A 25,440-nucleotide genomic window follows, 5' to 3' on the forward strand; every position below is an offset into this window, starting at 1 on the left:
GCCGTCGCGTCGGTGCCCGGCCGGGGACTCGGGCCGGGCACCCGGGAGGTGCCGGGTCAGCGCTTGAAGGCGACGCCCGCCAGCTCCCACAGCTTCACCTCGGGGCTCTCCGGGCGGAACCGGGGCTCGGAGCCGGGCATCCGCCAGGTGGCGCAGTCCACCGCGCGGGGACCCTCGTCGCGCCCGTCGAGCCAGGGGCTGGACAGCTCCAGGCCCTCGAAGACCACGGAGGCCTCCTCGGGACTGCGCACGCGTCCCCAGGGGGTGCCGAAGGACAGGATCTTGTCGGTCATCCAGGTGGCGGAGTCCGGGTCGTCGGAGACGATGTGGGAGAAGATGACGCACGAGCCCGGTGCGAGGCGGCCCATGAGCGAGCGCACCATGCCGAACGGGTCGCTGTCGTCGGGCAGGCAGTGCAGGAGCGACACCAGCATCACGCACACGGGCTGGTCCATGTCGATGAGCCTGGTGGTCTCGGGGGCCCCCAGGATCTCGTCGGTGTCACGGATGTCGGCCAGCAGGAAGGCGGTCTCGGCGCTGTCGCTGATCAGCGCACGCCCGTGCGCGAGCACGATGGGGTCGTGGTCGACGTAGAGGACCCGGGCGCGGGGGTTGGCCCGCTGGGCCGCGTGGTGGGTGTTGTTGGCGGTGGGCAGGCCGGCCCCCAGGTCGAGGAACTGCTCCACCCCCTGTGCGGCGACGTGCTCGACCGCGCGTGAGAGGTAGGCGCGGTTGTCGTTGGCGAAGGAGACCAGTTCGGGTATGCCGTCCGCGAGCGCCTCACAGGCCTTGCGGTCCGCCTCGAAATTGTCCTTGCCCCCCAACAGGAAATCGTACATGCGTGCGATACTGGGGGTTTCCATGTCGATGTTGGGAGGAAAGTGATCGGTCATAGAGGGGCACCCATCTGAGGAAGTGGCGAGGAGCTTTCTCTGGCCGAATGGTAACCGTGTTCACGCACTCTTACCGGAGTTTTCGATAACAAAGTCCAGAGTGCGTATTCGGTTGCCTCATGTTCGCATTAGAGTCCTGGTCACGGGTGTCCGAAACCGGGCAGGTCATCGACCACCGCCCCGGGAGCCGCGGCTCTGACGCGCTCTCCGGCTCCGTCGGGCGGACTCGGCGGCGCGGGAAGGGGCGGTGAGGACCAGAACGCCGCGGCCGAGGACGGGGCCGCGCCGGGTGGCGAAGGGGGAGCGGTATCGGTTTCGAATACCGCGTCATCACCGTTTTCGCCGAATGTCGTCTCTTCGACCGAGGATCCTTTTGCCGCGGTCGCGGAAAGCGCTCTGACCTGCGCCATGAGCGCACGCCGTTCCCGGCCCAGCCAGCGGGTCAGCGCGAACGGGTCGCGGTCGGCCTCGGCGCCCAGCTCCGCCACCGCCGCCGCCAGGTGCGCACACCTGGAGTCCCACCGGTCGCAGGAGCACGTCGCCACCAGATCGTCCCATCCGCGCGGCACCAGGTCCCACCCCAGCAGCGAGAACACTTCGGCCGCCGCCACCGGCAGCTCACCGGCCAGCACCCGGGCACGGAACACCGGCTGTGAGGCCAGCGCCGCGCACAGGCGCTCCCACTCGGCTTCGGGGACGACCGTGCGGATCAGGCTCACCTCGTGCACGCCCGGGCCGCGCACACGCCCCGCGACCTCGCCCGGGCGCACTGTCAGCCGCTCGACACGGACGGCCCCCGGCGCCCGGCCGGGCCCTCCCAGGGCCCCGGCGACCAGGGAGGACCACGTACTCATCCGGCCACCGCCTCCGGGGACAGCCGCACGACCTCGCGCAGGTCCTCCACCGACAGCCCGGTCAGCCACGTCTCGCCGGTGGCCACGGCGCTGTCGGCCAGCGCGCTCTTGCGTTCGATCATCTCGTCCACCCGCTCCTCGACCGTGCCCACGCACACCATCTTGCGCACCTGCACGTCCCGCCGCTGGCCGATCCGGAAGGCGCGGTCGGTGGCCTGGTCCTCCACCGCCGGGTTCCACCAGCGGTCCACGTGCACCACGTGGTTGGCCGCGGTCAGGTTCAGCCCCGTCCCCGCGGCCTTGAGCGAGAGCAGGAACACCGCCGGGCCCTCCAGGGTCTGGAAGCGCTGGGTCATCTCCTCCCGCTCCGCCCGCGAGGTGCCCCCGTGCAGCCACAGCACCGGCACTCCCAGCCGTGAGCGCAGGTAGGGGGCCAGCCGCTCGCCGAAGCGCGCGTACTGGGTGAAGCACAGGGCCTTGTCCCCCTCGGCGGCGGCCTCGCCCAGGATCGCCTCCAGCCGCTCCAGCTTGCCCGAGCGCCCCGACAGCGCCGAGCCGTCACCCAGGAACTGGGCCGGGTGGTTGCAGATCTGCTTGAGCCGCGTCATCGTCGCCAGCACCAGCCCCTTGCGCTCCTTCTCGGTGGCCTCGGCCATGCGCTCGCCCATGTCGTCCACCACCGCCTTGTACAGCGAGGCCTGTTCGGGGGTGAGCGTGCACCAGGTGCGCATCTCCAGCTTCTCGGGCAGGTCGGAGATGATCGACCGGTCGGTCTTGAGGCGGCGCAGCACGAACGGCCCGGTCATGCGGCGCACGAGGCCGGTGTCGGGGCCCTCCTCGCCGCTGACCGCCTGCTCGAAGGCCGGTGCCGTGCCCAGAAGCCCGGGGTTGGCGAAGTCCATGATCGACCACAGCTCACCCAGGTTGTTCTCCACCGGTGTGCCGGTGAGCGCGATCCGGGTGGTCGCGGGCAGCGACCGCACCGCCCGCGCCTGGCGCGTGCCGTGGTTCTTGAGCGCCTGGGCCTCGTCGCACACCACCCGGTGCCAGGGCATGCCCGACAGCTCCCCGGCGTCGCGGGCGACCACCCCGTAGGTGGTCACCACCAGGTCGCACGCCCCCACCAGGCGGGCCAGCGCGTTGCCGGTGGGCCGGTCCGGGCCGTGCTGGACGTGCACCCTCAGCGAGGGCGCGAACCTCTCGGCCTCGCGCCGCCAGTTGCCCACCAGCGAGACCGGGCACACCAGCAGGGTCGGCCCCGGCGGGGTGCTCCCGGCGCGCTCCTCGGTGAGCAGGGCCAGCAGCTGCACGGTCTTGCCCAGCCCCATGTCGTCGGCCAGCACCGCGCCCAGGCCCAGTTCGCCCAGGAAGCGCAGCCACGCCGCGCCCCGGTCCTGGTAGGGGCGCAGCGTGCCCCGGAACCCCGGCGGGCTTCCCAGGGGACGCGGCTCGGCCTTGGCGCCCCCGTCCAGCAGGGCGCCCAGCGGCCCGGAGGCGACCACGTCGGTGACGGGCAGGGGCGCCGTGTCCTGAGCGCCGATGGCCGTACGCAGCGCCTCTTCGGTGCGCATCCAGTGGCCGCCGCGCCGTTCGAGCAGGTCCAGGGCGGCGCTGACCTGGCCGGGGTCCACCTCCATCCACCGGCCGCGCACCCGCACCAGGGAGCGCTTGAGGCGGGCGAGTTCGGCGAGTTCGGCCAGTTCGTCCTCGGTGAGCGGCTCCGCGGACCCGTCCTCCCCGCCCCGCAGGAGCGCCTCGAAGGACACGTTGACCAGGTCCGAGGGGCCCACACCGCCGCTTCCGCGCCTGCGGGGGGCCTCCTCGACCGTCACGCGCAGGCCCAGGGCCGGTCGGGTCCGCCACTCGGGCAGGACCACCGAGAAGCCCGCCCCGCTCAGCCGGGGCGCCGCCTCGGCCACGAACTCCTGGGCGCCCTCGGTGCTGAGCAGCATCCGGGTCGGGGCCAGGTCGCGCAGCGCGCGGCGCAGCGGCGGGTGGTGGCGTGCGGCCCGGCGCAGGTCGGCCAGGGCGGTGGTGCCCACGTCGGCGGGCAGCCAGGCGGCGCCCTCGCCCCGCCACACCTGTTCCAGGGGCAGGCGCAGGCCGGGGTCGGTGACCGAGCGCACCCAGAACTCGACCGTCCACGGCCCGTCGCGGTCGGGTTCGCGCAGCAGGAACAGCAGCGCCGCCCGTCCCGCGCCGCGCACCCGGGAGCGCCACTCGCGCAGCGGACCGCGCAGCCGGGCCGCGGTGTCGGCGTCGACCCGGGAACGGTCGCCGGTGAGCGCGGCGGCCAGCCGCCGGCCGGGGGCGGCCTCCTCGGCTCCGTCGGGTCCCGGGGCCGCGCCGCGGCGGGGACCGCGTGCCAGGCGGCGGGCCACCGCGTCGGTGAGCAGCTCCAGGGGGGCGAGCACGCAGGCGCGGGCGACCGCGTCCGGGGGCTCCCCGGGCAGGTGGGCGCGCGCGGAGGGCGGCAGGGCGGCGGTGAGCGCGGACAGGTGCTCCTCGGCCCAGTCCAGGGGCGCGGGCCGCCAGCGCGCCCGGGGCGGGTCGCCCACCAGGTCGGGCAGCACGCACCCGGAGGCGGCCACCCGCTCGGCGAAGTCGCGGACCGCCCGCAGGTGGGCCAGGGAGGGGCCGAGCCGGGCCCGCGGGGGAGGGGCGGAGGCCAGGAGGGCCTCGGCGGAGGCGGCGTCCAGCCGCAGCGCGGGCACGCTCCAGGGATGGAGGGCCGCCGGGGCGGAGCCGGGGGCCCCGGTGGAGGCGAACGGGGCGTGGACCTCGCCCGGCAGGGTCAGGTCCAGGTGTCCGGCCCTCGCGGTGACGGGTCCGGGTCCCGGGGTCCGCAGCAGGGCGTGCAGACCGCGGGCGTCCAGAGCGAAGGGGTGCGGCCGGGGCCGGCCGTGCGCGTCCTTCGGCGGGGAGGCGGGGGAGGGGTCGGTCTCGGCCCACACCGCCAGCGCGTCCCCGGTCCACACACCGTGCAGAACCCGCACCGCGCCTCCCGTGTCCTCGCCGACCATGGGCCCCAGTATGGCCGGAGCCGACGACAGCCCGTCACGGGTGCCCGGAGCCTGGGGACGCGCCGGGCCCCCTCACCGTTGATCTTGCTCTTGGTGGCACTGTCGGCGCCCCACAGTGCCACCAAGAGCAAGATCAACGGGGGCGGGCGTGCCAGGGGCCCGCGCTAGGGCCGTGTGCGGTGGGTGCCGCTGGGGCCTCGCGCAGCGGGGCGGGTGCTCGCCGTACACGCCCTAGAGGTTGCGCGGCACCTCGTTGCCCACGGCGACGATGCCCTCGCGCATGCGCGTGCGCCACAGCAGCAGACCGCCGATGACGAAGAACACGATCAGCGACAGGATCGCCGCGCGGTAGCCGCCGGTGAGCGAGACGGCCACGGTCACGGTCAGCGATCCCAGGAAGCTCGATCCCTTGTCCGAGATCTGGTACAGGCTGAAGTACTCCGCCTCACGGCCCCTGGGGATGAGCTGGGAGTACAGAGACCGGGCCAGGGACTGGGTGCCGCCCAGCACCAGGCCGATGCCCACGCCCATGGTGACGAACAGCGGCACGTTCCCGGCCGGGAGGAAGTAGGCCGACGCCACCAGCGCACTCCATATCCCGAGCGTGACCAGCACGGTGTTCTTCGAACCCAGGTGGCGGGCCACCCGGCCCGTCAGGAAGGCGCCGCCGAAGGCCACGAACTGGATGATGAGGATGGTCAGGATCAGGACGTCCTGCTCCAGCCCCAGGTCCTGCGTGGCGAACGGCGCGGCGTAGCGGATGGCCGCCTGCACGCCGTCGTTGAACAGGATGAAGGCCAGGAGGAAGAGGATGGTGTTCGGGTACCTGCGCATGTCCTTGAGCGTGTGCCCGAACTGGCGCAGCGACCGCCCCACCCCCGGACGGCCCCGGCCGCGCGCGGCCAGGGCGCCGTAGCGGTTGCGCAGCGGCTTGAGCGCCAGGACGGTGAACCCCGCCCACCACAGGCCGCAGGAGGCGAAGGCGATGCGCGCGGCGTCGTCCGCGCCGATGCCCAGGGAGTCCGCGCTGACCACCAGGCCCAGGTGGACGGCCAGCAGCAGGGCCCCGCCCAGGTAGCCGATGCCCCAGCCGGTGACCGACACCCGGTCGCGCTCGTCGGCCGTGGCGATCTCGGGCAGGAAAGCGTTGTAGACCACGCCCGACAGCCCGTACAGCAGGTTGGCCATCACGAACAGCACCGACGCCGCCAGGTAGCCGTCGGTGGCGAAGTACAGCCCCAGGGTGCACAGCGACCCGCTGGTGGCCAGCCAGAACAGCCACCGCTTCTTGTGCCGTGAGTGGTCGACCATCGACCCCACGACCGGAAGGAGCACGATCAGTGACAGGATCGCCACCGTGGTCAGCGCCGGGTAGAGCGCGTTGGGGTGGAGGGCGAGGAAGTCCATCCCGAGCGGGGCGAGGGCCAGCGACGGGTCCAGGCAGGCCTCGGCGTTCTCGGCCCCGGCCGACACGCACGCCAGGTTGCTCAGGTAAGGGCCGATGAGCACGGTCACCACCGAGGTGATGAACACCGAGTTGGCCCAGTCGTAGACGTACCACCCGCGCTGCTCGCGTCTGCGCTGGTCGGGGTCGGTGGAGGGAGAGCCCGTCTCCGTGGGAGCGGTCATGAGGGGGACTGTCCGTTCTGGAGGGGATGGTCGTTGCCGGTCCCGGTGGCCCGGGCGGGCGAGGTGCGGCCCGTCCACCGGCCGCGCCGCACCAGGAGCCGCTTGAGCCCGACGGTGTTGTCGGTGACGATGCCGTCCACGCCCGCGTCGAGCAGGCGCTCCATCACCGGGGGCTCGTTGATGGTCCACACGTGCACCTGTAGGCCCAGCCGGTGCGCGGTGTGGACCAGGTCCCTGCTGAGCACGGGGAAGGAGCCCTGCCACAGCGGGATCTGGGCGCACACCGGGACCTGGCTGGCCAGGGCGCGCAGCAGCGGCGACAGGGAGGCCGCGCGCAGCCGGAGCACGTCCAGGGGGCCGCAGGAGGTGGCGACGGGGCGGTCGAAGAGCCGCCGTGCCCGGTCCAGGCGGGACTGGCTGAAGGAGCCCACGCACACACGGTTCCAGGCGTTGGTACGGCGCAGCACGTCCACCAGCGGCCGGACGGCCTCGTCGGCCTTCACGTCGATGTTGAACCGGATCTCGGGCCAGGAGCCGAGCAGGTCCTCCAGCAGCGGCACCGGCTCGTGCCCGGCCACGCGGGCGCGGGCGACCTCACGGTGGGGCAGGTCGCCGATGGCGCCGGCCATGTCGGTGGCGCGGTCCAGGGTGTCGTCGTGGAAGGCCATGAGGACGCCGTCGCTGGTGGCGTGCACGTCCGTCTCCAGGTACGTGTAGCCGAGGTCGATGGCGTACTGGAAGGCGGTGGCCGTGTTCTCCAGTTCGGTCCGGCGCTCGCCCTGGTCGTCGATGAGCCACCCGCCTCGGTGGGCGAGGGCCACGGGTACGGGAGAGGAGAGGTAGGCGTCAGTCACGTGTGCAGTATGCCGGGTACGGGACGCGGTGCGCCCGTCGGCGTGTGCGCGGACGAATGCCGGAAAACCTGGAATGCCAGGTGGTACGGGGAGGGATCGCGGCCTCTCTGCAGGGTGAAGGCGGCCGTCATCCTCCCGGAAGGGACCTGTTCATGTCGCACACCCCCGCCCGTCACTCCTGCCCCCGCCCCCTCTGCGCCCGCGGCGCGTCCGCGCACCACCGCCCGGTCCGCACCCCCGCGCGCACTCCCCCGGCCCCGCACCGCACCTTCGCGCACCGGTGCGGTCCCCCTCTGCTGGCGGGCCACCGGACCCCCGGCGACGTGCGCCTGCTGGCCCAGAGCATGGCGGAGGTCCTGGTGGGCCGCCGCGCCATCGAGGTGCTGCGCGACCACGTGACCCTGTCGGTCCGCGAGGAGCTGCGCAGCATGCGCGGCACGGTCTCCTGCGAACTCGCCCCGCGGCTGACACGGGTGTTCCACCAGCGCTCCGACGCCGAGGGGGTGGAGGCCAGCGCCGTGATCCGCTGCGACCGCCGCTCGCGGGTGTTCGCCTTCCGGGCCCGTCACGAGGAGGGCCGGTGGGTGTGCACCCACCTGGAGACCGACGGCGTCGGCCGTCGCCGCTGCGGCCTGCCGATCGAGCCGACGCGCTGACCCCGCCGGGCCGGTCCGGCGTCGCCCGGCGCCGGACCGGCCCGCCCTCCTCCTGCGGAGCCGTGTCCACTTGCCGGACAAGTACCTGGATTTCCGGTAAGGGGCCTGGATAAGGTCCATGCGGGGCGCGCTCCTGACCGGGTGCGCCCCGCACCCGAGCGGCGGCACCCGACATGGTCCGCCGCGCCCGGCACGCGGTGGCCCCGAACGACGGCTCCACCGCCGAAGGAAAAGGAGAGGGCGGTCGCGGCGCTCTCCGCGCCGGGACGGCCATTCGTGTATGAAGCCTGACGACATCGTCCATCTGCACAGCCTCAGCGCGCCGACCCTGTCGCCCGACGGCGGCCGGGCGGTCTTCGCCCTGACCCGGCCGGACCTGGAGGAGGACGCCTACCTCGGCTCCCTGTGGTCGGTGCCCACCGACGGCTCGGCCCCGCCCGCCCGGCTCACCCGGGGGACCAGGGACAGCGGCCCGGTCTTCTCCCCCGACGGGCGGTGGATCGCCTTCCTGCGGCCCGACGAGAACAAGCGCCCCCAGATCCACGTCCTGCCCGCCGACGGCGGCGAGCCCTGGCAGACCACCTTCCACCCGCTGGGCGCCGGAGCCCCGCGCTGGAGCCCCGACTCCAGCCGGATCGCCTACACCGCGCGGATCCCCGAACCCGACCGGTACGTGGACGTCGAACCGGGCAAGGAGCCGCCCCGGCGCATCACCCGGCTCAAGTACCGGATGGACGGCCTCGGGTTCACCAACGACCGGCGATCGCACGTGTTCGTCTCCGCGCCCGTCGACCCCTCCGGCGAGGCGGGCGAGCCGGTCCAGGTGACCCGGGGCGACTTCGACCACCAGGCCGTTTCCTGGCGCCCCGACGGCGGCGAGCTGGTCTTCTCCGCCGATCGGCACGCGACCCGCGACACCGACCTGGTCACCGACCTGTGGGCGTGCGCGCCGGAGGAGGGCGCCGAGCCGCGCCGGGTCACCGCCGGGACCCTGGACGCGGGGGAGAGCGACTTCTCCGAGGACGGCGCCACCGTCTACTTCCGCGGCGACGAGCTCGGCCCCGGCCTGGACGACTTCGTGGGTCAGACCACCGCCCTGTGGTCGGTTCCCGCCGACGCCTCGGCCGCACCCGTCCGGCTGACCCCCGCCCACGACCCCAGGATGGCCGGAGGGCCGAAGGCCACCTCCCGGGGGCTGCTCGGCCTGGCGGAGAACAGGGGGGCGGTGGACCTGGTCCTGGTGCCCTTCGGGGGCGGCGAGCCCGAGACCGTCATCGGCGGCAGGACCCAGGTCCAGTCCTTCGACAACGTGGGCGGGGTCACCGTCGCGGTGGTCGCCGACGCGCGCGGCAGCGGCGAGCTGGTCCTGGTCACCGACACCGGCACGCGGGCGCTCACGGAGTTCGCCGGTGCCCTGGAGCCGCTGCCGACGACGGAGCTGACGGCGCACACGGACGACGGCCACCCCGTGCACGGTTGGGTCGCGGTCCCCGAGGGCGAGGGTCCGCACCCGGTTGTGCTGATGATCCACGGCGGCCCGTTCGCCCAGTACGGCCACCAGTTCTTCGACGAGACCCAGGTCTACGCGGCGGCCGGGTACGCGGTGGTCCTGTGCAACCCGCGCGGATCCTCCGGCTACGGGCACGAGCACGGCCGGGCCGTCATCGGCTCGGTGGGGCGCACCACCGCCACCGACGTCCTGGCCTTCCTGGACGAGGCGCTCAGGGACCAACGGCTCGACCGCTCGCGGGTGGGTGTCATGGGCGGCTCGCACGGCGGTTTCATGACCACCTGGATCGCGGCCCACCACGGCGACCGCTTCCGCGCGGCGATCAGCGAACGCGCGGTCAACGCGATCGAGAGCTTCCACGGCTCGTCCGACATCGGCGCCTTCTTCCCCGAGCCGCTGTACGGCCCGCCGGAGACCTGGGCCGAGGAGAGCCCGCTCACCCACGCCGACCAGATCGACGTCCCGTTCCTGATCATCCACTCCGAGGAGGACTGGCGGTGCCCCCTGGAGCAGGCGCAGCGCCTGTTCGTGGCGCTGAAGCGGCGCGGACACGAGACGGAGATGCTGCTCTTCCCCGGTGAGGGGCACGAACTGTCGCGTTCGGGGCTGCCCAGCCACCGGGTCGCCCGGTTCGAGGCGGTCCTGGACTGGTGGCAGCGCCACCTGTGAGGCGTGCCGGGGGCGGGGGGACGCCTCGCCCCCTTCCCCCGGCTCCTGTGATGCGTGCCACTTTTTCGGGGGACTTGACCCTGTTTTGACGTGTTCTGACGGGGGATAACAAGTTGCCGTTTCGGCGCGCTGGGCGGCTTTCCGGGCCTCTTGTTATGGAACCGCAGGCCAGAGGGTTGCCCAAGAGAAGGTAACGAAAGGGTCGCGTCCGGCCCGGGCGGTGGATTAGTGTTCCCTCAGGTCGGAACGCCCCGTTAGTCACCACAAGGGTGGCGGCGTCCGGTTTCCGTCGCACTCTGCTCGTCGACAGTCCTTTCCCAGGAGCAGAGGCCGCCGCAGCAACACCGGCGCACCTCCCGCGGCCCCTCTCGTACGCCGCCAGCCGGGATCCCCCTCTCACCACATCCCCACACGCCTGTTCCAGGCGTGTCCCAGGGATGCCCTGCGCCGGTAGACGGGTGATGGGAGGAAAGCAGTCGGTCCCTTGACTCGCACCCCCGAATCCAGCATGCGCCGTGTCGCGACGGTCGGTTGCGCCACCCTGGGCGCGGTCGTCCTGTCCTCGGGCGTCGCCCTCGCCGAACCCACCGAGGAGGAGGCCCGGGAGCGCCACGGGCAGCTCCAGGAGGAGCTCTCGGAGCTCAACGAGGCCTACAACCAGGCCGAGGAGGACCACGAGGCCGCCGAGACCGAGCTGGAGGACATCGAGGAGCGCCTCGGCACGGCCCAGGAGAAACTGGACGCCAAGTCGGACAAGGTCTCCGGGATCGCCCGGACCGCCTACACCGGGTCCACCCACAGCCTCTTCACGGTCCTGTTCGAGGGCGACCCGGACGCGTCCCTGCAGAACATCGCCGACCTGAACTTCCTCTCCGAGGGCCAGGACGAGGTCCTGGCCGACTACGTCGTGGAGGTGGAGCGCGCCGAGGAGCTGCGCGACCAGGCCGCCGCGGCGGAGGAGGACGCGGCCGAGGCGCTGGCCGAGGCCGAGAAGGCCCAGGAGGAGGGCGAGGCCGCCCTGGAGGAGCAGGCCGAGGTCCTGGAGAGCATGGGCGGGCAGGACCCGACCACCTCCGCGGCCTCCTCCGGCGGCGGAGGCACGGCGGCGGTGTCGGGAGACGTCCAGGCCGTCCTGGACTTCGCCCGCGCCCAGATCGGCAAGCCCTACGTCTGGGGCGGTACCGGGCCCGACAGCTACGACTGCTCGGGACTGGTCCAGGCCGCGTGGGCCCAGGCCGGGGTCAGCCTGCCCCGTACCACCTACGACCAGGTCAACGCCGGTACGCGGGTCCCCCGGGACCAGGTGCAGCCCGGCGACCTGCTGTTCTTCTACAGCGAGTCCTCCCCCAGCCACGTGGGGATCTACTCCGGCAACGGCAACATGATCCACGGCTCCAACCCGTCCAAGCCGCTGGAGGAGGTCTCCCTGGCGGCGTACTGGGACGGCGTCTTCACCGCGGCGGTCCGCGTCGGCTAGGAACCGCCCGAGGTCAGGAACATGAGGGTCACGAAGGTGCCGATGAGGATGAAGCCGACTCCGACGATGACCGGGACCACCGTCCCCGCCCGGCCCGGTGAGAAGTCCCGGACGGTGAACCGGGTCGGGCGCTCGGGGTCGTAGCGGACCCGTACCCGCTGGTCGACGAAGGTGCGGTGGACGGTGCTGGTGAGGCGGTGGCGCCGGTGCACCTCGCGTCCGTCGGGGAGCCGGAAGTGCACCGTGAACGGGTACACGGACACGCGGCGTCCGTCGACGTGCACATCGCCGTCCTCGCGCCAGGTGTCGGTGACGGTTCCCTCGGCCTCGGCGGTGTGCCGGCGCAGGACCAGGCGTGCACCCAGCGCCCTCCCGGCGACGGAGACCAGCAGGGCCGTGCCTATGAGCGTGAACACCAGGGGTATGAGGTCCGTGACCATGGTGTTCCACTCCGGTGGGGCGAGGAGTTCCATGCCCAGCAGCGCGGTGAGGAAGAGCAGGAAGAGCAGGGGGGCCACGATGTCCACGACCGCCGGACCGATGTCGGCACGCCTCCTCGGGTGGAGCGGGTAGAAACCCGCGCCGGGGGCGGGGAGGGCGGCCCGCTCGACCCGGACGGACCGGGGGTCGGTGGGGGAGTGGACCAGTTCGACGGGGGTGCCCTCACGGACGAGGTAGCCGCCCAGCCCCGAGGTGTCGACCGCGTGCCACGAGCGGCCGCGGCCGTCGTGCACCTCCACGGTGACGGTGTGCCCCTCGGGGCTGCGCCGGAGGGGGTGCACGGAGTGGACGACGCCCCGCGCGCGCACGCCCGACCGGTCCAGGTACCGCTGTTCGCGTCGCTTCCTGAGCACCGGAACCAGGCTCCGTACGGCGCGGTAGACCGCGAGGACGAGGACGGCGGTCCAAACGAGGGGGAGTACGAGGTCTAAGCCCACCGGATTGTTCTATCAGAGGGGCGGAGGCCGTAGAAGGAGTACTGTCGACCGGCACCGTTTTCCGGACCGGGGATGTTCCACGACCGTTTCGTGACACATGTGCGAAGGCCTCCACGGCGCGGTCAAACGAGGGTATGGTGACTGTGTGTCACTGAACAAGCACGTAGGGTCCCATGTTGACGGAGTGTCTCACCGTGGCCGGGTGGAACGGGTCCGCACCCGCGTCTTCCGCAACGACTGGAGTGTGCTGACACCGCCCGGCATCGGACGCTGGACCCCCGACCTGCGCGTCAGCGTCGTCATCCCGGCGCGCAACGGACAGCGCCGCCTCGACCTCGCCCTGGCCTCCCTGGCCGCGCAGACCTATCCCGGGGACCTGATGGAGGTCGTGGTCGTGGACGACCGCTCCTCCCCGCCCCTGCGACTGCCCGCGCTGCGTCCCGCGCACTGCCGCGTCCTGACCCCGCCCGACGGCGGTTGGGGCGCCGGATACGCCCGCGCCTACGGCGCCCACGCCAGCACCGGCGACATCCTGCTGTGGATGGACGCCGACATGGTCGTGTGCCCCGAGTTCGTCGAGGCCCAGGCCCGCTGGCAGCACGTACACGCCGAGGCGGTCACCCTCGGCCGGATCCGCTTCTCCCACACCGGCCCCGACAGCCCCGCCGAGGCACTGGCCCTGGCGCGCGCCGGCGCACTCCACCGGGCCCTGGACGCCGGCCGGCACCACGAGTGGGTCCACCGCCTCCTCACGGAGAGTGACGGCCTGCGTGACGCCGACCACCTGGGCTTCCACGCCTACCTCGGCGCGGCGGCGGCCGTGCGGCGCAGCCTCTACGAGGCCACCGGGGGAGTCGATCCCGGCCTCGACCTGGGCCAGGACACCGAGTTCGGCTACCGGCTCTGGCAGGCGGGCGCCGTCATGCTGCCCGAACCCGCCGCCACCGGCTGGCACGTGGGCCGCGCGGGTACCGCGCGCACCAGGCTGCCCTCCGAGCGCTTCCGTACCGAGGTGCTCGCCGAGTCCATGCCGCACCCGCACGCCTACCGTGAGCGTGTGCCCGTCCACCGGCGCCGGACCCCGCTCGTGCACACCGTCGTCGACGTCTCCGGTGCCCCCTACGACCTGGTCCGCGCCTGCGTGGACCGGCTGCTGGCCAGCGCCGAGACCGACCTGGCCGTCACCCTGGTCGCCGACTGGGAGGGGGCGGGACAGGGACGGCACGCCGCCGGCCTCCACCTGGACCTGAGACTGGCGCAGGCCACCTACCTGAGCGAACCCCGCGTCTCCTTCGCCGACTCCGCGCCCCGCACGGGATTCCCCTCGCCGTTCCTGCTACAGGTTCCGGTCTCCTGGGGACTGGGCCAGGTCGCCGTGTCCCGGCTGCTGGCCAGCGCCGAGCGCGCCCGCGCCGGACTCACCGAACTCTTCTCCGCCACCTCGCCCACACGCGACGCCGGGGTGCGGCTGTGGCGCACCCGTGCGCTGGCCCGGGCCATACGGGTGCGCGACGAGGGCGAGGACCTGGGAGACGTGGTCGCCGAGCTGCACGGCCGCTACCGCATCCACGCGGGCGAGGAGACGCTGACCGACCTGTCGCTGTACCGGTCGGTGCCGCCGCCTCCGCGCACCGAACCGGACCCGGTGGAGGTCGCCGCGCCGCTTCCGCCACAGGGAGGGCGCGATGCCCGGGAGGACACGGGCCGCCGTGGAGGCGCGCGTTCCGGCGGCTGGCTGCGCTCGGGGTGGGAGCGGACCCGCCGCCGGCTCCGGAGGGGGCGGGGGTAGACCGCGGGACCCGCGGCCCTTCCGCCCCTCCCGTCCGCTTCGCGCGAACGCTCCGGATCAGCTGATGGCGTTGATCGACTCCAGCAGCTTCCCGCGCAGGTCGTCGCTGATCGGCGCGGAACCCGTCTCCTCGGAGACGGCCTGCTGGCCCTCGGGGCTCACCACGTACTTCATGAACGCCTTGACCCTCTGCGCCGTCTGGTCGTCGGGGTAGTCCAGGCACACGACCTCGTAGCTGACCAGGACCAGCGGGTAGGTGCCCGACTCGGTCGTGCCGTAGTCCAGGTTCAGCGCCAGGTCGTACTCGCTGGGGTTCTCCTCGCGCTGCGGGGACTTGGCCACGACCTTCGCGGCGGCCTCGGGGGAGATCTCCACGAACTCGCCGCCGACACCGAGGTCCACCGTGGACATGCCGTGCGCGTGCGACATCTCCACGTAGCCGATCGCCCCCTTGGCCCGCTTGACCGTGTCGGCGATGCCGCTGTTGCCCTGCGCCGACTCGTACGCGGTGATCGGCCACTGCCCGCCCGGCTCGTGCGGCCACGCCTTCGGCGCCGCCTGGTGCAGGTAGTTGGTGAAGTTCTCGGTGGTCCCCGAGTCGTCGGAGCGGTTGACCGGGGTGATCGCCTTGTCCGGCAGGTCCACGTCCGGGTTGGCCTCGGCGATCTCCGGGTGGTCCCAGCGGGTGATCTCCTGGTTGAAGATCTTCGCCAGCGTCTCCGGGCGCAGGTTCAGCGAGTCCACGCCCTCCAGGTTGAACACCACCGCGATCGGCACCACGTACGCGGGCAGGTTGAGGGTGTCCGAGCCGCCGCACCGCTCCTGGGCGTCGGCGTTCTCCGCCGGGTCCAGGGCGGCGTCGGTTCCGGCGAAGGCCACCGCCCCGTCGATGAACTGGCTGCGGCCGCCTCCCGAGCCGATCGAGTTGTAGTAGACGCGTGATTCCTCGCACGCCGACTGGTAGCCGGCGATCCAGGTCGTCATCGCGTTCTCCTGGGCGCTGGAGCCGGCCCCCGACAGACTCCCGGAGAAGCACTCCAGGTCCTCGGGAACCGCCGGCGCGGCGCTTTCCGGAACGGCCTGGTCGCTGCCGCAGGCGGTGACCGCCAGCAGCAGACCGGCCAGCGCGGCCGACGCCGCGCCCCGGCGGGCGCCTCTGTGGCGCGGGGCGCCGGTCTTGGTGCGCTTGTTGGACGGGAGCACGACTGCTTCTATCCCCTTCGTCGGCGTCGGTGGTCCGTGGCCTGTGTTCACCGCGGCGCGTTCCCGGTCGGGCGCGTCGCCGCTGGTGATGGAGCACCGCCGAAGAATTTAACCACCGGCGGACCAGCACCCCCAAGGCGGCCCCGTGTGGGATGGCGCTCACCCGGACCGGTGACGGAGTGCATGACACGCGGGCGGGACGGGCACGGGTAGCTGCGTGATGAGCACGAACGACACGTCCACGGCCGCCGCTCCAACGTCAACCTACCGCCTGCAACTGCGTCCGGGGTTCACCCTGGACGACGCCGCCGGGCTGCTCGACTACCTGGACCGGCTCGGGGCCGGCGCGCTCTACCTTTCCCCGGTGCTCGCCGCGGCCCCGGGATCCCAGCACGGCTACGACGTGGTCGACCCCAGCCGGGTCTCGCCCGTCCTGGGCGGGGACACCGCCCGCGAGGCCCTGGCCGCCAAGGCGCACGACCTGGGCCTGGGCGTGGTCGTGGACATCGTGCCCAACCACGTGTCCGTGGCGCGGGCGGACGCCAACCCCTGGTGGTGGGACGTCCTCGCGCGCGGAAGGGACTCGGTGTACGCGCGCTGCTTCGACATCGACTTCGACGCCGGGCCGATCCTGGTCCCCGTGCTCGGCGACGACGGTGACGGCGGACGGGCCGCACTGGCAGAGCTCGCCCTGGCCGACGGCTGCCTGGTCTACCACGACAAGCGCTACCCGCTCGCCCCGGGCACCCACGCCCCCGGCGACCCGGTCGAGCGGGTGCACGAGCGCCAGCACTACCGGCTGGTGTCCTGGCGGCGCGGCGACGGCGAACTCACCTACCGGCGCTTCTTCGACGTCAGCGAACTGGCCGCCGTACGTGTGGAGGACCCCGGGGTCTTCGACGCGACCCACGCCGAGATCCTGCGCTGGGCCCGGCTGGGCCAGCTCGACGGCCTGCGGGTGGACCACGTGGACGGGCTCACCGACCCCGGCGGCTACCTGCGCAGGCTCGCCGAGCACTTCGGCGGCTGGGTGGTGGTGGAGAAGATCCTCGCACCCGGCGAGAGCCTTCCGCAGTCCTGGCCGGTCGCCGGAACCACCGGATACGACGCCCTGCGCGAGATCTGCGGAGTGTTCGTCGACCCCTCGGGGGAGGCCGACCTGACCACCCTGGCGCTGGACCAGGGGGTGGAGGTGGACGTCGTCGAGGCCGACGTGCGGGCCCGACGCCACGCCGCCACCGCACTGCTGCGCGCCGAGGTGCGGCGCATCGCCGCCCTGCTGCCGCCCCGGCCGCCCGAGGGGCGGGAGGAGCCCTCCGACGAAGCGGTGCGCCGGCGCGAGGAGGCCGTCGCCGAACTGCTGTGCTCCTTCGACGTGTACCGCTCCTACCTGCCCGAGGGCGAGCGGGACTGGGTCCGTGCGGTGGAGACCGCGGCCGAACGCCGCCCCGACCTGGCCTTCGAACTGGAGGTCGTCGACCGGCGGGTGCGCCGCGACCCCCACGGCGAGGCCGCGCGGCGCATCCAGCAGACCAGCGGGATGGTCGTGGCCATGGGCACCGAGAACACGGCGTTCTACCGGGCCACCCGGTTCGCCGCCCTCAACGAGGTGGGGGGCGATCCGGCCGACTTCGCCCTCACCCCGGACGAGTTCCACGACGGCGCGGCCCGCCGCGAGGCCTCCCGTCCCCGAACCATGACCACCCTGTCCACGCACGACACCAAGCGCTCGGAGGACGTGCGCGCCCGCCTGGCCGCCCTCTCCGAGGTGGCGGAGCCCTTCGCCGAGGCCGTGCGCCGCTGGACCGAGCGGTGCGCCCTGCCCGAACCCGCGCTCAACCTGCTGGGCTGGCAGACCCTGGTCGGCGCCTGGCCGATCGGGGAGGAGCGCCTGACCGAGTACCTGCTCAAGGCCGCACGGGAGGCACGCCTGGGAACCTCCTGGACCGATCCGGACACCGACTTCGAGGACCGCGTCCGCTCCTGGCCCGCCCGGGTCCTGGGCGACACGGCCCTGAGGGGGGAGGTCGTCTCGGTGGTGGAGTCGGTGCGCGAGGCCGGATGGAGCAACTCCCTGGGCCAGAAGGCCCTGCAACTCCTGGGGCCGGGCGTTCCGGACCTCTACCAGGGCACCGAGCTGTGGGACCTGTCCCTGGTCGACCCCGACAACCGCAGGCCCGTGGACTACCAGGCCCGCGCCGACCTGCTGGCCCATGTCGAGGGGGGGTGGCGCCCGCCGGTGGACGCCACCGGCGCGGCCAAGCTCCACCTGGTCCGTACCTGCCTGCGCACCCGGCGGGAACTGCGCCCGCAGGGGTATCTGCCGCTCACCGCCTCGGGGCCGGCCGCCCGTCACGCCCTGGCCTTCGCGCGTACCTCGCGGGGCGCCGCCCACCCCGGCCTGGCGGTGGTCGCCACACGTTTGCCGCTGACCCTGGCCGAGGCCGGGGGGTGGTCGGGCACCGCGCTGGCGCTGCCCTCGGGGCCGGGGACGTGGACCGACCGGCTCACCGGCCGTGTCATCGCACCGGAGCGCGCGGACGGGCTGACCCTGGCGCACCTGGAGGAGGTGCTCGACCGCTACCCGGTGGCGGTGCTGACCAGGGAGTGAGCGGGGCCGGGCGGCGGTCGGGCGTGTGGTCGGCCGGCACCGGCCGACCACGACAGGACGGTAGGCTGACCGCGATCATGACGCGCGCGAACACCCCACCCCACACCGGCCCCAGGCTGCGGATGCCCGGCTCCGTGGCGGCCGCCCTGGCCTGTCCCGCCTGCGGGCGCGGACTCGACCTCGGTGAGCGCGGGCTCGCCTGCACCGGCGGGCACAGCTTCAACGTGGCCCGCGAGGGGTACGCCAGCCTGCTCACCGGTGCCACGCCGCCCGGGACCGGCGACAGCAGGGAGATGGTCGCCGACCGCCTGAGGTTCCAGGAGGCGGGGCACCACGACCGGATCTCCGACGCGCTGTCCGCCGCCCTGGCCCGTGAGCTCACCGCGCCCGTGCCGCTGGTCGCCGACATCGGCGGCGGGACCGGCCGCCACCTGGCGCGGGTGCTGGAGGCCCTGCCGCACGCGGTGGGGCTGACCGTCGACGTGTCCAAGTTCGCCGCCCGCAAGGCGGCCCGGGTCCACGAGCGCGGCGGCGCCGTGACCGCCGACGCCTGGCGGGGGCTGCCACTGCGCGACGCCTCGGTGGACGCCCTGCTCAACGTGTTCGCGCCGCGGGGCGCCGCCGAGTTCCGCAGGGTGCTGCGCGACGACGGGGTGCTGCTGGTGGTCGTCCCGGCCGCCGACCACCTCACCGAACTCCGTGAGGCGCTGGGGCTGCTGGAGGTGGATCCGCGCAAGGAGGAGCGCCTCGCCGACTCCCTGCACGGGCACTTCGCCCCGGCCGGTACCGAGGAGCTGCGCTTTTCCATGGAACTGGGCCACGACGACGCCGCGACCGTCGTCGGCATGGGACCGAGCGCCCGGCACATCGCCGCGCGGGACCTGCTCGCGCGCATCGCGAACCTGCCCGCACCGGTGCCGGTCACCGCGTCGGTGCGGCTGCACACCTACCGGCCGCGCCGCTGAGGGGTGTGGGCCGAGGGGTCCGGGGTGCCGCCGGCCGGTTCGGGACACGCCGGGGCGGGGAAACCGGTTCCGTCCGAGCCGCGTCCTGCGCGGATCCGCGGTGCGGGGTTCGCGGGGGCCGGCCGTGTGCGGGCACGCCGAGGCGGGCGAAGGTTCAGCACCCCCCCCGGTAACCAGAGAACCGCGTATCCGTCGCGCCCGCCAGGCCGGGTTCCGGCCTGTGGACGGCCCGCCGCCATCCGCGCGGCGAAGGCCCGGAAGAAGGCCCAGAAGAAGGACAAGCCGCGCATCAGGGACGGCCGCGGATGGTGGGCGCGCAGGCCGGGTAGGTCACCCTCCGTGAGTGAATCGGAGACCATCACGACCACGTCCCACGCCAGCGGCGCCTCCGCCGTCACGGGACGCGGCGTCAACGGCGACTTCGCCGTCTGGGCACCCCACCGCGAACGCGTGCGCCTGCGCCTGTACGGCACCGGCGACGCCGACGGACCCGCGGAGCGCGACGTCCCCATGCGGCGCGATGACGACGGCTGGTGGCGCGCCCAGGTCGACGGGGCCGGACCCGGCACCGAGTACGCCTACCTCCTGGACGAGGACTCCCAGCCCCTGCCCGACCCGCGCTCGCTCCGCCAGCCACACGGAGTCCACGGACCCAGCCGCGTCCACGACCACGCCGCCTTCACCTGGACCGACGGCGCGTGGACCGGCCGCCCCCTCGCGGGCGCCGTCGTCTACGAACTCCACGTGGGCACCTTCACCCCCCAGGGCACCCTCCGGGCCGCCGCCGAACGGCTCGACCACCTGGTCGACCTCGGCGTCACCCACGTCGAACTCATGCCGGTCAACGCCTTCGACGGCGCCCACGGCTGGGGATACGACGGCGTCCTGTGGGCGGCCGTCCACGAGCCCTACGGCGGCCCCGACGCCCTCAAGGCCCTCGTCGACGCCTGCCACGGCCGCGGCCTGGCCGTCCTGCTCGACGTGGTCTACAACCACCTCGGCCCCTCCGGTGCCTACCTGCCCCGCTTCGGCCCCTACTTCTCCGGCGAGAACGACTGGGGTCCCTCCCTCAACCTGGACGGGCCCGACTCCGACCCGGTCCGCCGCATGGTCGTCGACAACGCCCTGGACTGGCTGCGCCACCACCACCTGGACGGGCTGCGCCTGGACGCCGTGCACGCCCTGCGCGACGACCGGGCCACCCCGCTGCTCGCCGAACTCTCCGAGGAGGTCGACGCCCTGGCCACCGCCCTGGGCCGGCCCCTGCCCCTCATCGCCGAGTCCGACCGCAACGACCCCCGTACCGTCCTGCCCCGCGAGGCGGGCGGCCTGGGCATGGCCGCCCAGTGGTCGGACGACCTCCACCACGCCCTGCACGTCGCCCTCACCGGCGAGGCCCACGGCTACTACGCCGACTTCGCCGACCCCGATGCGCTGCCCGCCGCGCTCACCCGCGTGTTCTGGCACGCGGGCACCCACTCCGGCTTCCGCGGCCGCGTCCACGGCGCACCCGTGGACACCGCGCGCGTGCCCGGCAGCCGCTTCCTGGCCTACCTGAGCAACCACGACCAGATCGGCAACCGCGCCCGGGGCGACCGCATGGGCGAACACGTCCCGCCCGGCCTGCTCATGTGCGGCGCCGCCCTCGTGCTGTGCTCGCCCCACACCCCCCTGGTCTTCATGGGGGAGGAGTGGGCGGCCACCACGCCCTGGCCCTTCTTCGCCTCCTTCACCGACCCCGAACTCGTCGAGGGGGTACGCGAGGGCCGCCGCCGCGAGTTCGCCGCCCTGGGATGGGACGAGGAGGAGGTCCCCGACCCCATGGACCCGGCCACCCGCGACAGCGCGGTCCTGGACTGGTCCCAGACCGGGCACCGGCCCCACGCACGGGTCCTGGACACCTACCGGGCGCTCATCGCCCTGCGCCGCCGGGAACCGGAGCTGTCCGACCCGCGCCTGGACCGCTTCGCGGTCGTGGCCGGTGACGGCGGCCGCCGACTCGTCCTGGTGCGGGGCGGCCTGCGGGTGGTGTGCAACCTGGGCGCCGACGGCGCAGAGGTGGAGCTGGACGCCGCCCCGCGCGAGCTCCTGCTCGCCAGCGGCCGACCGGTGATCACCGGAACCACCGTCGACGTGCCCGGTGAGTCCTTCGCCGTCCTGCGGGTGTGACCGGGAGCCGGGGAGCCCCGACCGTCACCACCGCCTCCTAAGCTGGCGCTGCCCGCGACTCCACGAAAGAGGCCTCTTGACCGACGACACCTGGACACTCGACCAGAGCTTCGAGGCGCACAACGGAACCGTGCGCTGGGCCCGCCTCGGAGAAGGGGCCCCGCTCGTGCTCATGCACGGCACACCGTTCTCCTCCTACGTCTGGCGCCACGTCGCCCGCGCCCTCAGCGCCCGGTACGCCGTCCACGTGTGGGACATGCCCGGCTACGGGGCCTCGGCCAAGTACGACGGGCAGGACGTGTCCCTGGCCGCCCAGCAGACCGCCTTCACCGCGCTCCTGGGCCACTGGGGGCTGGAGCGCCCCACCGTGGTGGCGCACGACTTCGGCGGCGCGGTCGCCCTGCGCGCGGCCGTCCTGGACGAGGTGGCCTACGAGCGCCTCGCCCTGGTCGACGCGGTCAGCGTGCGTCCCTGGGGCAGCGACTTCTTCCGCCTGGTCAACGCCAACGCCGACGTGTTCGCCGCGCTGCCCCCGCACCTGCACGAGGCCCTGGTTCGCGCCTACGTCTCCTCGGCCGCGCACCGCGAACCGCGCACCCACACCCTGGACGCGCTCGTGCGCCCCTGGCTCGGCGCGGACGGCCAGCCCGCCTTCTACCGCCAGATCGCCCAGGCCGACGAGCGCCACACCGCCGAGGTCGAGGACGGGTACGCCGACCTCGACCTGCCGGTGCTGGTGGTGTGGGGCCAGGAGGACACCTGGCTGCCGCCCGAACGCGGCCGGCGGCTCGCCGAGGCGATCCCCGGCGCGCGGCTGCACACGCTCGCCGGGGCCGGGCACCTCGTCCAGGAGGACGCGCCGGCCGAGCTCACCGCGGCCCTCCTGGACTTCCTGGACTGAGGGAGGCGCGCCCGGGACGGTCAGCCGACCGGTCCGTCGAACACCATCTCCTCGCCGCCGTGGCGGATGATGATCCGCAGCTCCTCGGTCCCCGGTGCGACGTCGCACCACATCGGGAACGTGTGGGAGCCCGCCTCCGCCTCACTCGGCGGGTCCGTGCTCTCGACGGCGACCTCCCCGGCCCCGGTCTCGCACACGGCTTCGAGGTTGTTGAGCCCGAGCACCCGCTCCAGATCCGGCACCTCCACCTCCAGGGTGAAGTCCACCCGTCCGGAGCCGGAGGAGGAGACGCCGGCGACGGTATAGACGACGTCGGCCTCCCCCTCGTACTCGTGCCTGTAGGCGCCGACCGGGAACGAGACGCTGTGGGACTCGCTGAACGCCTCCTCCGGGGTTCCCCCTGAGGGCGGTGTTCCCTCCGGGGTCACACCTGAGGACGGTTCCCCCTCCGGCGCCTGGTCGGGGGCGGCACCCGCGGACGGCTCCCCGCTGGGGGACTCGCTCACGGACGGTGTCTCGGAGGGGGTCTCCTGCCCCTGGGGCGTGGGATTCGGTTCCTCGACGGACACCGTCCCCTCCGGGCCGCATGCCGTGAGGGCGAGGAGGAGCGGGAGGGACAGGAACAGGGGGATGTGTCTGCGCATGCGCTCAGACTAGTGCCGGAGGCGGGGGCGACACCGGGTTTCAGCACGTGGAACACACCCCGGCTCCGCTGTGTGCCGGTAACCGCCCATTCGTCACCGGGGCGGGCGACTCGTCCAGGAGTGCGCCGGCCGAATCCGCCGTCGCCCTCCTGGACCTCCCACGCCGGGAACACGCTCCTACCCCCGCAGGTCACCGATACCGCGACCGATGCGGAAGCAGGCCAGGGCGCCCGCGGCCACTCCGACGAGGGCGAGGACGAGGGCGGTCCGGAGCACGGTGCCGGTGTCTCCGGAGACGGCGGCACCGAGCATGGCCACCGCCCAGTACCCGGGGGAGAGCGGGGCGAGGGCCTGGGCCCAGGCGGGCATCATGGAGATCGGCGCGAGCGCTCCGCCCAGGGCGCTCACGGCCAGGGCGCCGACGTCGCTGACGGCGGCGAGCTCTCCGTGGCTGCGCACGAAGCCGGCCAGCGCGACGCCGATCGCCAGGAGGGCGAAGGACCACACGCAGACCGCCAGCAGGACCAGCGCGAACGTCCCGGTGACCGGCATACCCACGACCTGGGAGCCGAAGAGCAGGAGCAGTCCCTGCTGGAGGACCAGGAGGGCGAAGACGGGCAGCGCCTTGCCGACGAGCATCTCCACACCCGAGGCCGGACTCGCGCGCAACCGGTTCCAGGTGCGCCAGGTGCGTTCGGTCAGCAGGGCGGTACCCACGACCGACAGCGAGAGCACGGAGAACATGACCAGCATGCCGATGACGGCCTGGGCCCGTCCGCCGCCCGGCAGCGCCGCCTGGTAGAGCGGGCTGAACACGAGCATGAGCACCATCGGCATGACCAGGTAGCTGACCAGGTGTCCGGGGTCGCGGAGGCGGAGCACCATGTTGTGGCGGACCAGCAGCGTCAGCCGGCGGGCGGTGTCAGCGCGCATGGGCCACCGACCGGTAGAGGTCGTCGAGGGTGGGCTGCCTCAGGTCCACGCCGCGGACGGCTTTGGTGGTGCCGGTGAGCATCCGGGCCAGGGTGGCGGCGGGGTCGGTGGTGGGTACGCGCACCTCCTCGTCGTCGAAGGCCAGGCGTACCTCCCCGGGCAGGCCGTCGAGCAGCTCCGAGGCACTGCCCCGGGAGATGATCCGACCGTGGCGTGCCACGGCGATGCTGGCGCCCAACTCGGTGAGTTCGGGCAGGTAGTGGGTGGTGTAGACGACCGCCGCGCCCTGTTCGGCCCGGGCGCGTACCGCGTGGAGCAGGGACTGGCGGGTCTCGGGGTCCACGCCCGCGGTGGGCTCGTCCAGGAGCAGGAGCGAGGGGCGGTGGACCATGGCGGCGGCTGCCTGGACACGGCGCTGCTGGCCTCCGGAGAGCACCCCCACCCGGCGGTCGAGGAACCCGGTGATCCGGAGCGACTCGGCGATCTCGTCGACGGCGAGGGCGAGGCTTCGGCGGCGCAGGCCGTACAGGCCGCCGAACAGGCGCAGGGTCTCCCGGGGCGTGGCGGTCGGGTACAGCGCGAGGTGCTGGGGGGCCAGCCCGAGGAGCCGGCGCGCGGCACGGGGTGCTTTCCCGTTGACTCGGATCCGTCCGCCGTCGGGGCGCAGCAGTCCCGAGACGACGTTGGCGAACGTGGTCTTCCCCGCCCCGTTGTGTCCGACGAGTCCGACGATCTCACCGGGTTCGGCGACCAGGGTGAACTGGTCCAAGGCGTGGACGGGGCCGAACGCCTTGGTCAGGCATAATGCTTCCAACATGCTTGTTTTCGTCTTTCTGTTCGCTGTATAGAATGCTTGTATACGGTGTAGAGTAATGCCATGGGAAACGTCAGGCAAGAAAGACGGTCGGAGATCGTCGAGGTCGCCCTCCGGCTCTCGGAGGAGCACGGGCTGCCGGCCGTGTCGATGCGTGCGATCGCGACCGGGGTCGGCCTCACCCCCATGGCCCTGTACGGCTACTTCCGGAGCAAGGACGACCTCCTCGACGGGCTCGTCGGCCGCGTTCTGGCGGAGGTGCCCAGGCCCGGCCCCGCGCTCGGCTGGCGCGAGCGGCTGCTGGTGTGCGCACGGGGCGCCCGCGAGGTGGCGCACCGGTATCCCCGGACGTTCCCCCTGCTGCTGACCAGGCCCGTCGTGCTCCCCGAGGCGGTGCGCGTCGTGGACCCGCTCTACGGGGCGCTCCTGGACGCGGGTGTGCCGGGTGAGCAGGTGGCCGGACTGGAACGGATGTTCAGCACGTTCGTCCTCGGGTTCGCGGTCTCCGAGGTCAGCGGCCGGTTCGGCGAGGGGAACCTCGGCACACGCCAACGCCGTGAACGGGCGGGTCCACGGGAGCTGCCCGCGCACCACCGGCTCGGGGAGGTGCTGGACCTCCCGGTCGACTGGGACGCGGAGTTCGAGAAGGGGCTGGAGCGACTGCTGGAGACGGTCGGGAGAGCGGGCTCCGGGGAACGGGGACCGTTCACCGACGGGCCGGATGAGCCGGCGGTCGGGGAGGGAGAACGCGGCGGGACCCGTGGACGCACGGACTCCGACGCCTCCCCGCCCGCCTGAGCACGGGGACGCCCGTACGTGGGGCCCGCCGCGGCTGTCGGGGCGCCGAGCACCCGGGAGGGAGAGCACGGCGTCCCGGCCTCCGGCCCCGTGGCACGCGACGCCCCGGC

The 25,440-nt window shown here is 73.3% G+C and carries 19 protein-coding genes; 9 read left to right on the forward strand and 10 right to left on the reverse strand.

What is annotated here, in order from left to right; genetic code table 11:
- Window positions 1-56 precede the first annotated feature (56 nt).
- The 5 genes from NOSIN_RS07960 to NOSIN_RS07980 form a co-directional block, all read right to left on the reverse strand.
- Complete coding sequence (locus NOSIN_RS07960) at window positions 57-893, reverse strand: SAM-dependent methyltransferase (protein ID WP_077690113.1); 837 nt, start codon at window positions 891-893, stop codon at window positions 57-59.
- A 140-nt stretch (window positions 894-1,033) separates the two neighbouring features.
- Window positions 1,034-1,747, reverse strand: a complete 714-nt coding sequence (locus NOSIN_RS07965; RefSeq protein ID WP_077690114.1) for an SWIM zinc finger family protein — start codon at window positions 1,745-1,747, stop codon at window positions 1,034-1,036.
- Window positions 1,744-4,770, reverse strand: coding sequence for a DEAD/DEAH box helicase (locus tag NOSIN_RS07970; protein ID WP_227014432.1), 3,027 nt, complete (start codon window positions 4,768-4,770; stop codon window positions 1,744-1,746). Before NOSIN_RS07970 ends, NOSIN_RS07965 begins: the two co-directional genes overlap by 4 nt.
- 231 nt (window positions 4,771-5,001) lie before the next feature.
- Window positions 5,002-6,399, reverse strand: coding sequence for an MFS transporter (locus NOSIN_RS07975; protein ID WP_077690115.1), 1,398 nt, complete (start codon window positions 6,397-6,399; stop codon window positions 5,002-5,004).
- Window positions 6,396-7,253 carry a glycerophosphodiester phosphodiesterase gene (locus NOSIN_RS07980; RefSeq protein ID WP_077690116.1) on the reverse strand — a complete coding sequence of 286 codons (858 nt, stop codon included), beginning with the start codon at window positions 7,251-7,253 and terminating at the stop codon, window positions 6,396-6,398. Before NOSIN_RS07980 ends, NOSIN_RS07975 begins: the two co-directional genes overlap by 4 nt.
- A gap of 152 nt (window positions 7,254-7,405) precedes the next feature.
- On the opposite strand from NOSIN_RS07980, the gene NOSIN_RS07985 reads away from it, so the two are divergent.
- The 3 genes from NOSIN_RS07985 (at window position 7,406) to NOSIN_RS07995 (ending at window position 11,565) form a co-directional block, all read left to right on the forward strand.
- Window positions 7,406-7,909 (forward strand): Rv3235 family protein, encoded by a 504-nt coding sequence (locus NOSIN_RS07985; protein ID WP_077690117.1) that lies wholly within the window; start codon window positions 7,406-7,408, stop codon window positions 7,907-7,909.
- 280 nt (window positions 7,910-8,189) lie between these two features.
- Complete coding sequence (locus NOSIN_RS07990) at window positions 8,190-10,088, forward strand: alpha/beta hydrolase family protein (RefSeq protein ID WP_077690118.1); 1,899 nt, start codon at window positions 8,190-8,192, stop codon at window positions 10,086-10,088.
- A 484-nt stretch (window positions 10,089-10,572) separates the two neighbouring features.
- Window positions 10,573-11,565: a C40 family peptidase gene (locus NOSIN_RS07995; protein WP_077690119.1), complete on the forward strand. Its 993-nt coding sequence runs from the start codon at window positions 10,573-10,575 to the stop codon at window positions 11,563-11,565.
- On the opposite strand, the gene NOSIN_RS08000 is transcribed toward NOSIN_RS07995, so the two are convergent.
- Window positions 11,562-12,419 carry a DUF3592 domain-containing protein gene (locus tag NOSIN_RS08000; RefSeq protein ID WP_143832884.1) on the reverse strand — a complete coding sequence of 286 codons (858 nt, stop codon included), beginning with the start codon at window positions 12,417-12,419 and terminating at the stop codon, window positions 11,562-11,564. The genes NOSIN_RS07995 and NOSIN_RS08000 overlap by 4 nt on opposite strands.
- A 286-nt stretch (window positions 12,420-12,705) precedes the next feature.
- Between NOSIN_RS08000 and NOSIN_RS08010 the strand changes: the two genes are divergently transcribed.
- The gene (locus NOSIN_RS08010) at window positions 12,706-14,292 is read left to right on the forward strand and encodes a glycosyltransferase (protein ID WP_077690122.1); all 1,587 of its coding nucleotides are present in this window, start codon (window positions 12,706-12,708) and stop codon (window positions 14,290-14,292) included.
- Between the two features lie 57 nt (window positions 14,293-14,349).
- On the opposite strand, the gene pstS is transcribed toward NOSIN_RS08010, so the two are convergent.
- Window positions 14,350-15,495: a phosphate ABC transporter substrate-binding protein PstS gene (gene pstS, locus NOSIN_RS08015; RefSeq protein ID WP_077690123.1), complete on the reverse strand. Its 1,146-nt coding sequence runs from the start codon at window positions 15,493-15,495 to the stop codon at window positions 14,350-14,352.
- A gap of 220 nt (window positions 15,496-15,715) precedes the next feature.
- On the opposite strand from pstS, the gene treY reads away from it, so the two are divergent.
- From treY to NOSIN_RS08035, 4 genes are all read left to right on the forward strand, one after another.
- The gene (gene treY / locus NOSIN_RS08020) at window positions 15,716-18,106 is read left to right on the forward strand and encodes a malto-oligosyltrehalose synthase (protein WP_077690124.1); all 2,391 of its coding nucleotides are present in this window, start codon (window positions 15,716-15,718) and stop codon (window positions 18,104-18,106) included.
- A gap of 77 nt (window positions 18,107-18,183) precedes the next feature.
- Window positions 18,184-19,071 (forward strand): putative RNA methyltransferase, encoded by an 888-nt coding sequence (locus NOSIN_RS08025; protein ID WP_077690125.1) that lies wholly within the window; start codon window positions 18,184-18,186, stop codon window positions 19,069-19,071.
- Between the two features lie 339 nt (window positions 19,072-19,410).
- Entirely contained in the window at window positions 19,411-21,240 is a 1,830-nt protein-coding gene (treZ, locus tag NOSIN_RS08030) for a malto-oligosyltrehalose trehalohydrolase (RefSeq protein ID WP_077690126.1), read from the forward strand.
- Window positions 21,241-21,316: 76 nt separating this feature from the next.
- A complete protein-coding gene (locus tag NOSIN_RS08035) occupies window positions 21,317-22,141 on the forward strand; it encodes an alpha/beta fold hydrolase (RefSeq protein ID WP_077690127.1) in 825 nt (274 codons plus the stop codon).
- A 20-nt stretch (window positions 22,142-22,161) separates the two neighbouring features.
- Here NOSIN_RS08035 and NOSIN_RS08040 read toward each other — a convergent pair whose 3' ends face one another.
- The 3 genes from NOSIN_RS08040 to NOSIN_RS08050 form a co-directional block, all read right to left on the reverse strand.
- The gene (locus NOSIN_RS08040) at window positions 22,162-22,785 is read right to left on the reverse strand and encodes a hypothetical protein (protein ID WP_077690128.1); all 624 of its coding nucleotides are present in this window, start codon (window positions 22,783-22,785) and stop codon (window positions 22,162-22,164) included.
- Between the two features lie 177 nt (window positions 22,786-22,962).
- On the reverse strand, window positions 22,963-23,718 hold the full coding sequence (locus NOSIN_RS08045; RefSeq protein WP_077690129.1) for an ABC transporter permease: 756 nt from the start codon (window positions 23,716-23,718) through the stop codon (window positions 22,963-22,965).
- The gene (locus NOSIN_RS08050) at window positions 23,708-24,535 is read right to left on the reverse strand and encodes an ABC transporter ATP-binding protein (RefSeq protein ID WP_077690130.1); all 828 of its coding nucleotides are present in this window, start codon (window positions 24,533-24,535) and stop codon (window positions 23,708-23,710) included. Before NOSIN_RS08050 ends, NOSIN_RS08045 begins: the two co-directional genes overlap by 11 nt.
- A 60-nt stretch (window positions 24,536-24,595) precedes the next feature.
- On the opposite strand from NOSIN_RS08050, the gene NOSIN_RS08055 reads away from it, so the two are divergent.
- On the forward strand, window positions 24,596-25,330 hold the full coding sequence (locus NOSIN_RS08055; protein ID WP_077690131.1) for a TetR/AcrR family transcriptional regulator: 735 nt from the start codon (window positions 24,596-24,598) through the stop codon (window positions 25,328-25,330).
- Window positions 25,331-25,440: the final 110 nt, after the last annotated feature.

This window comes from Nocardiopsis sinuspersici (assembly GCF_001998325.1).
Taxonomy (GTDB): Bacteria; Actinomycetota; Actinomycetes; order Streptosporangiales; family Streptosporangiaceae; genus Nocardiopsis; species Nocardiopsis sinuspersici.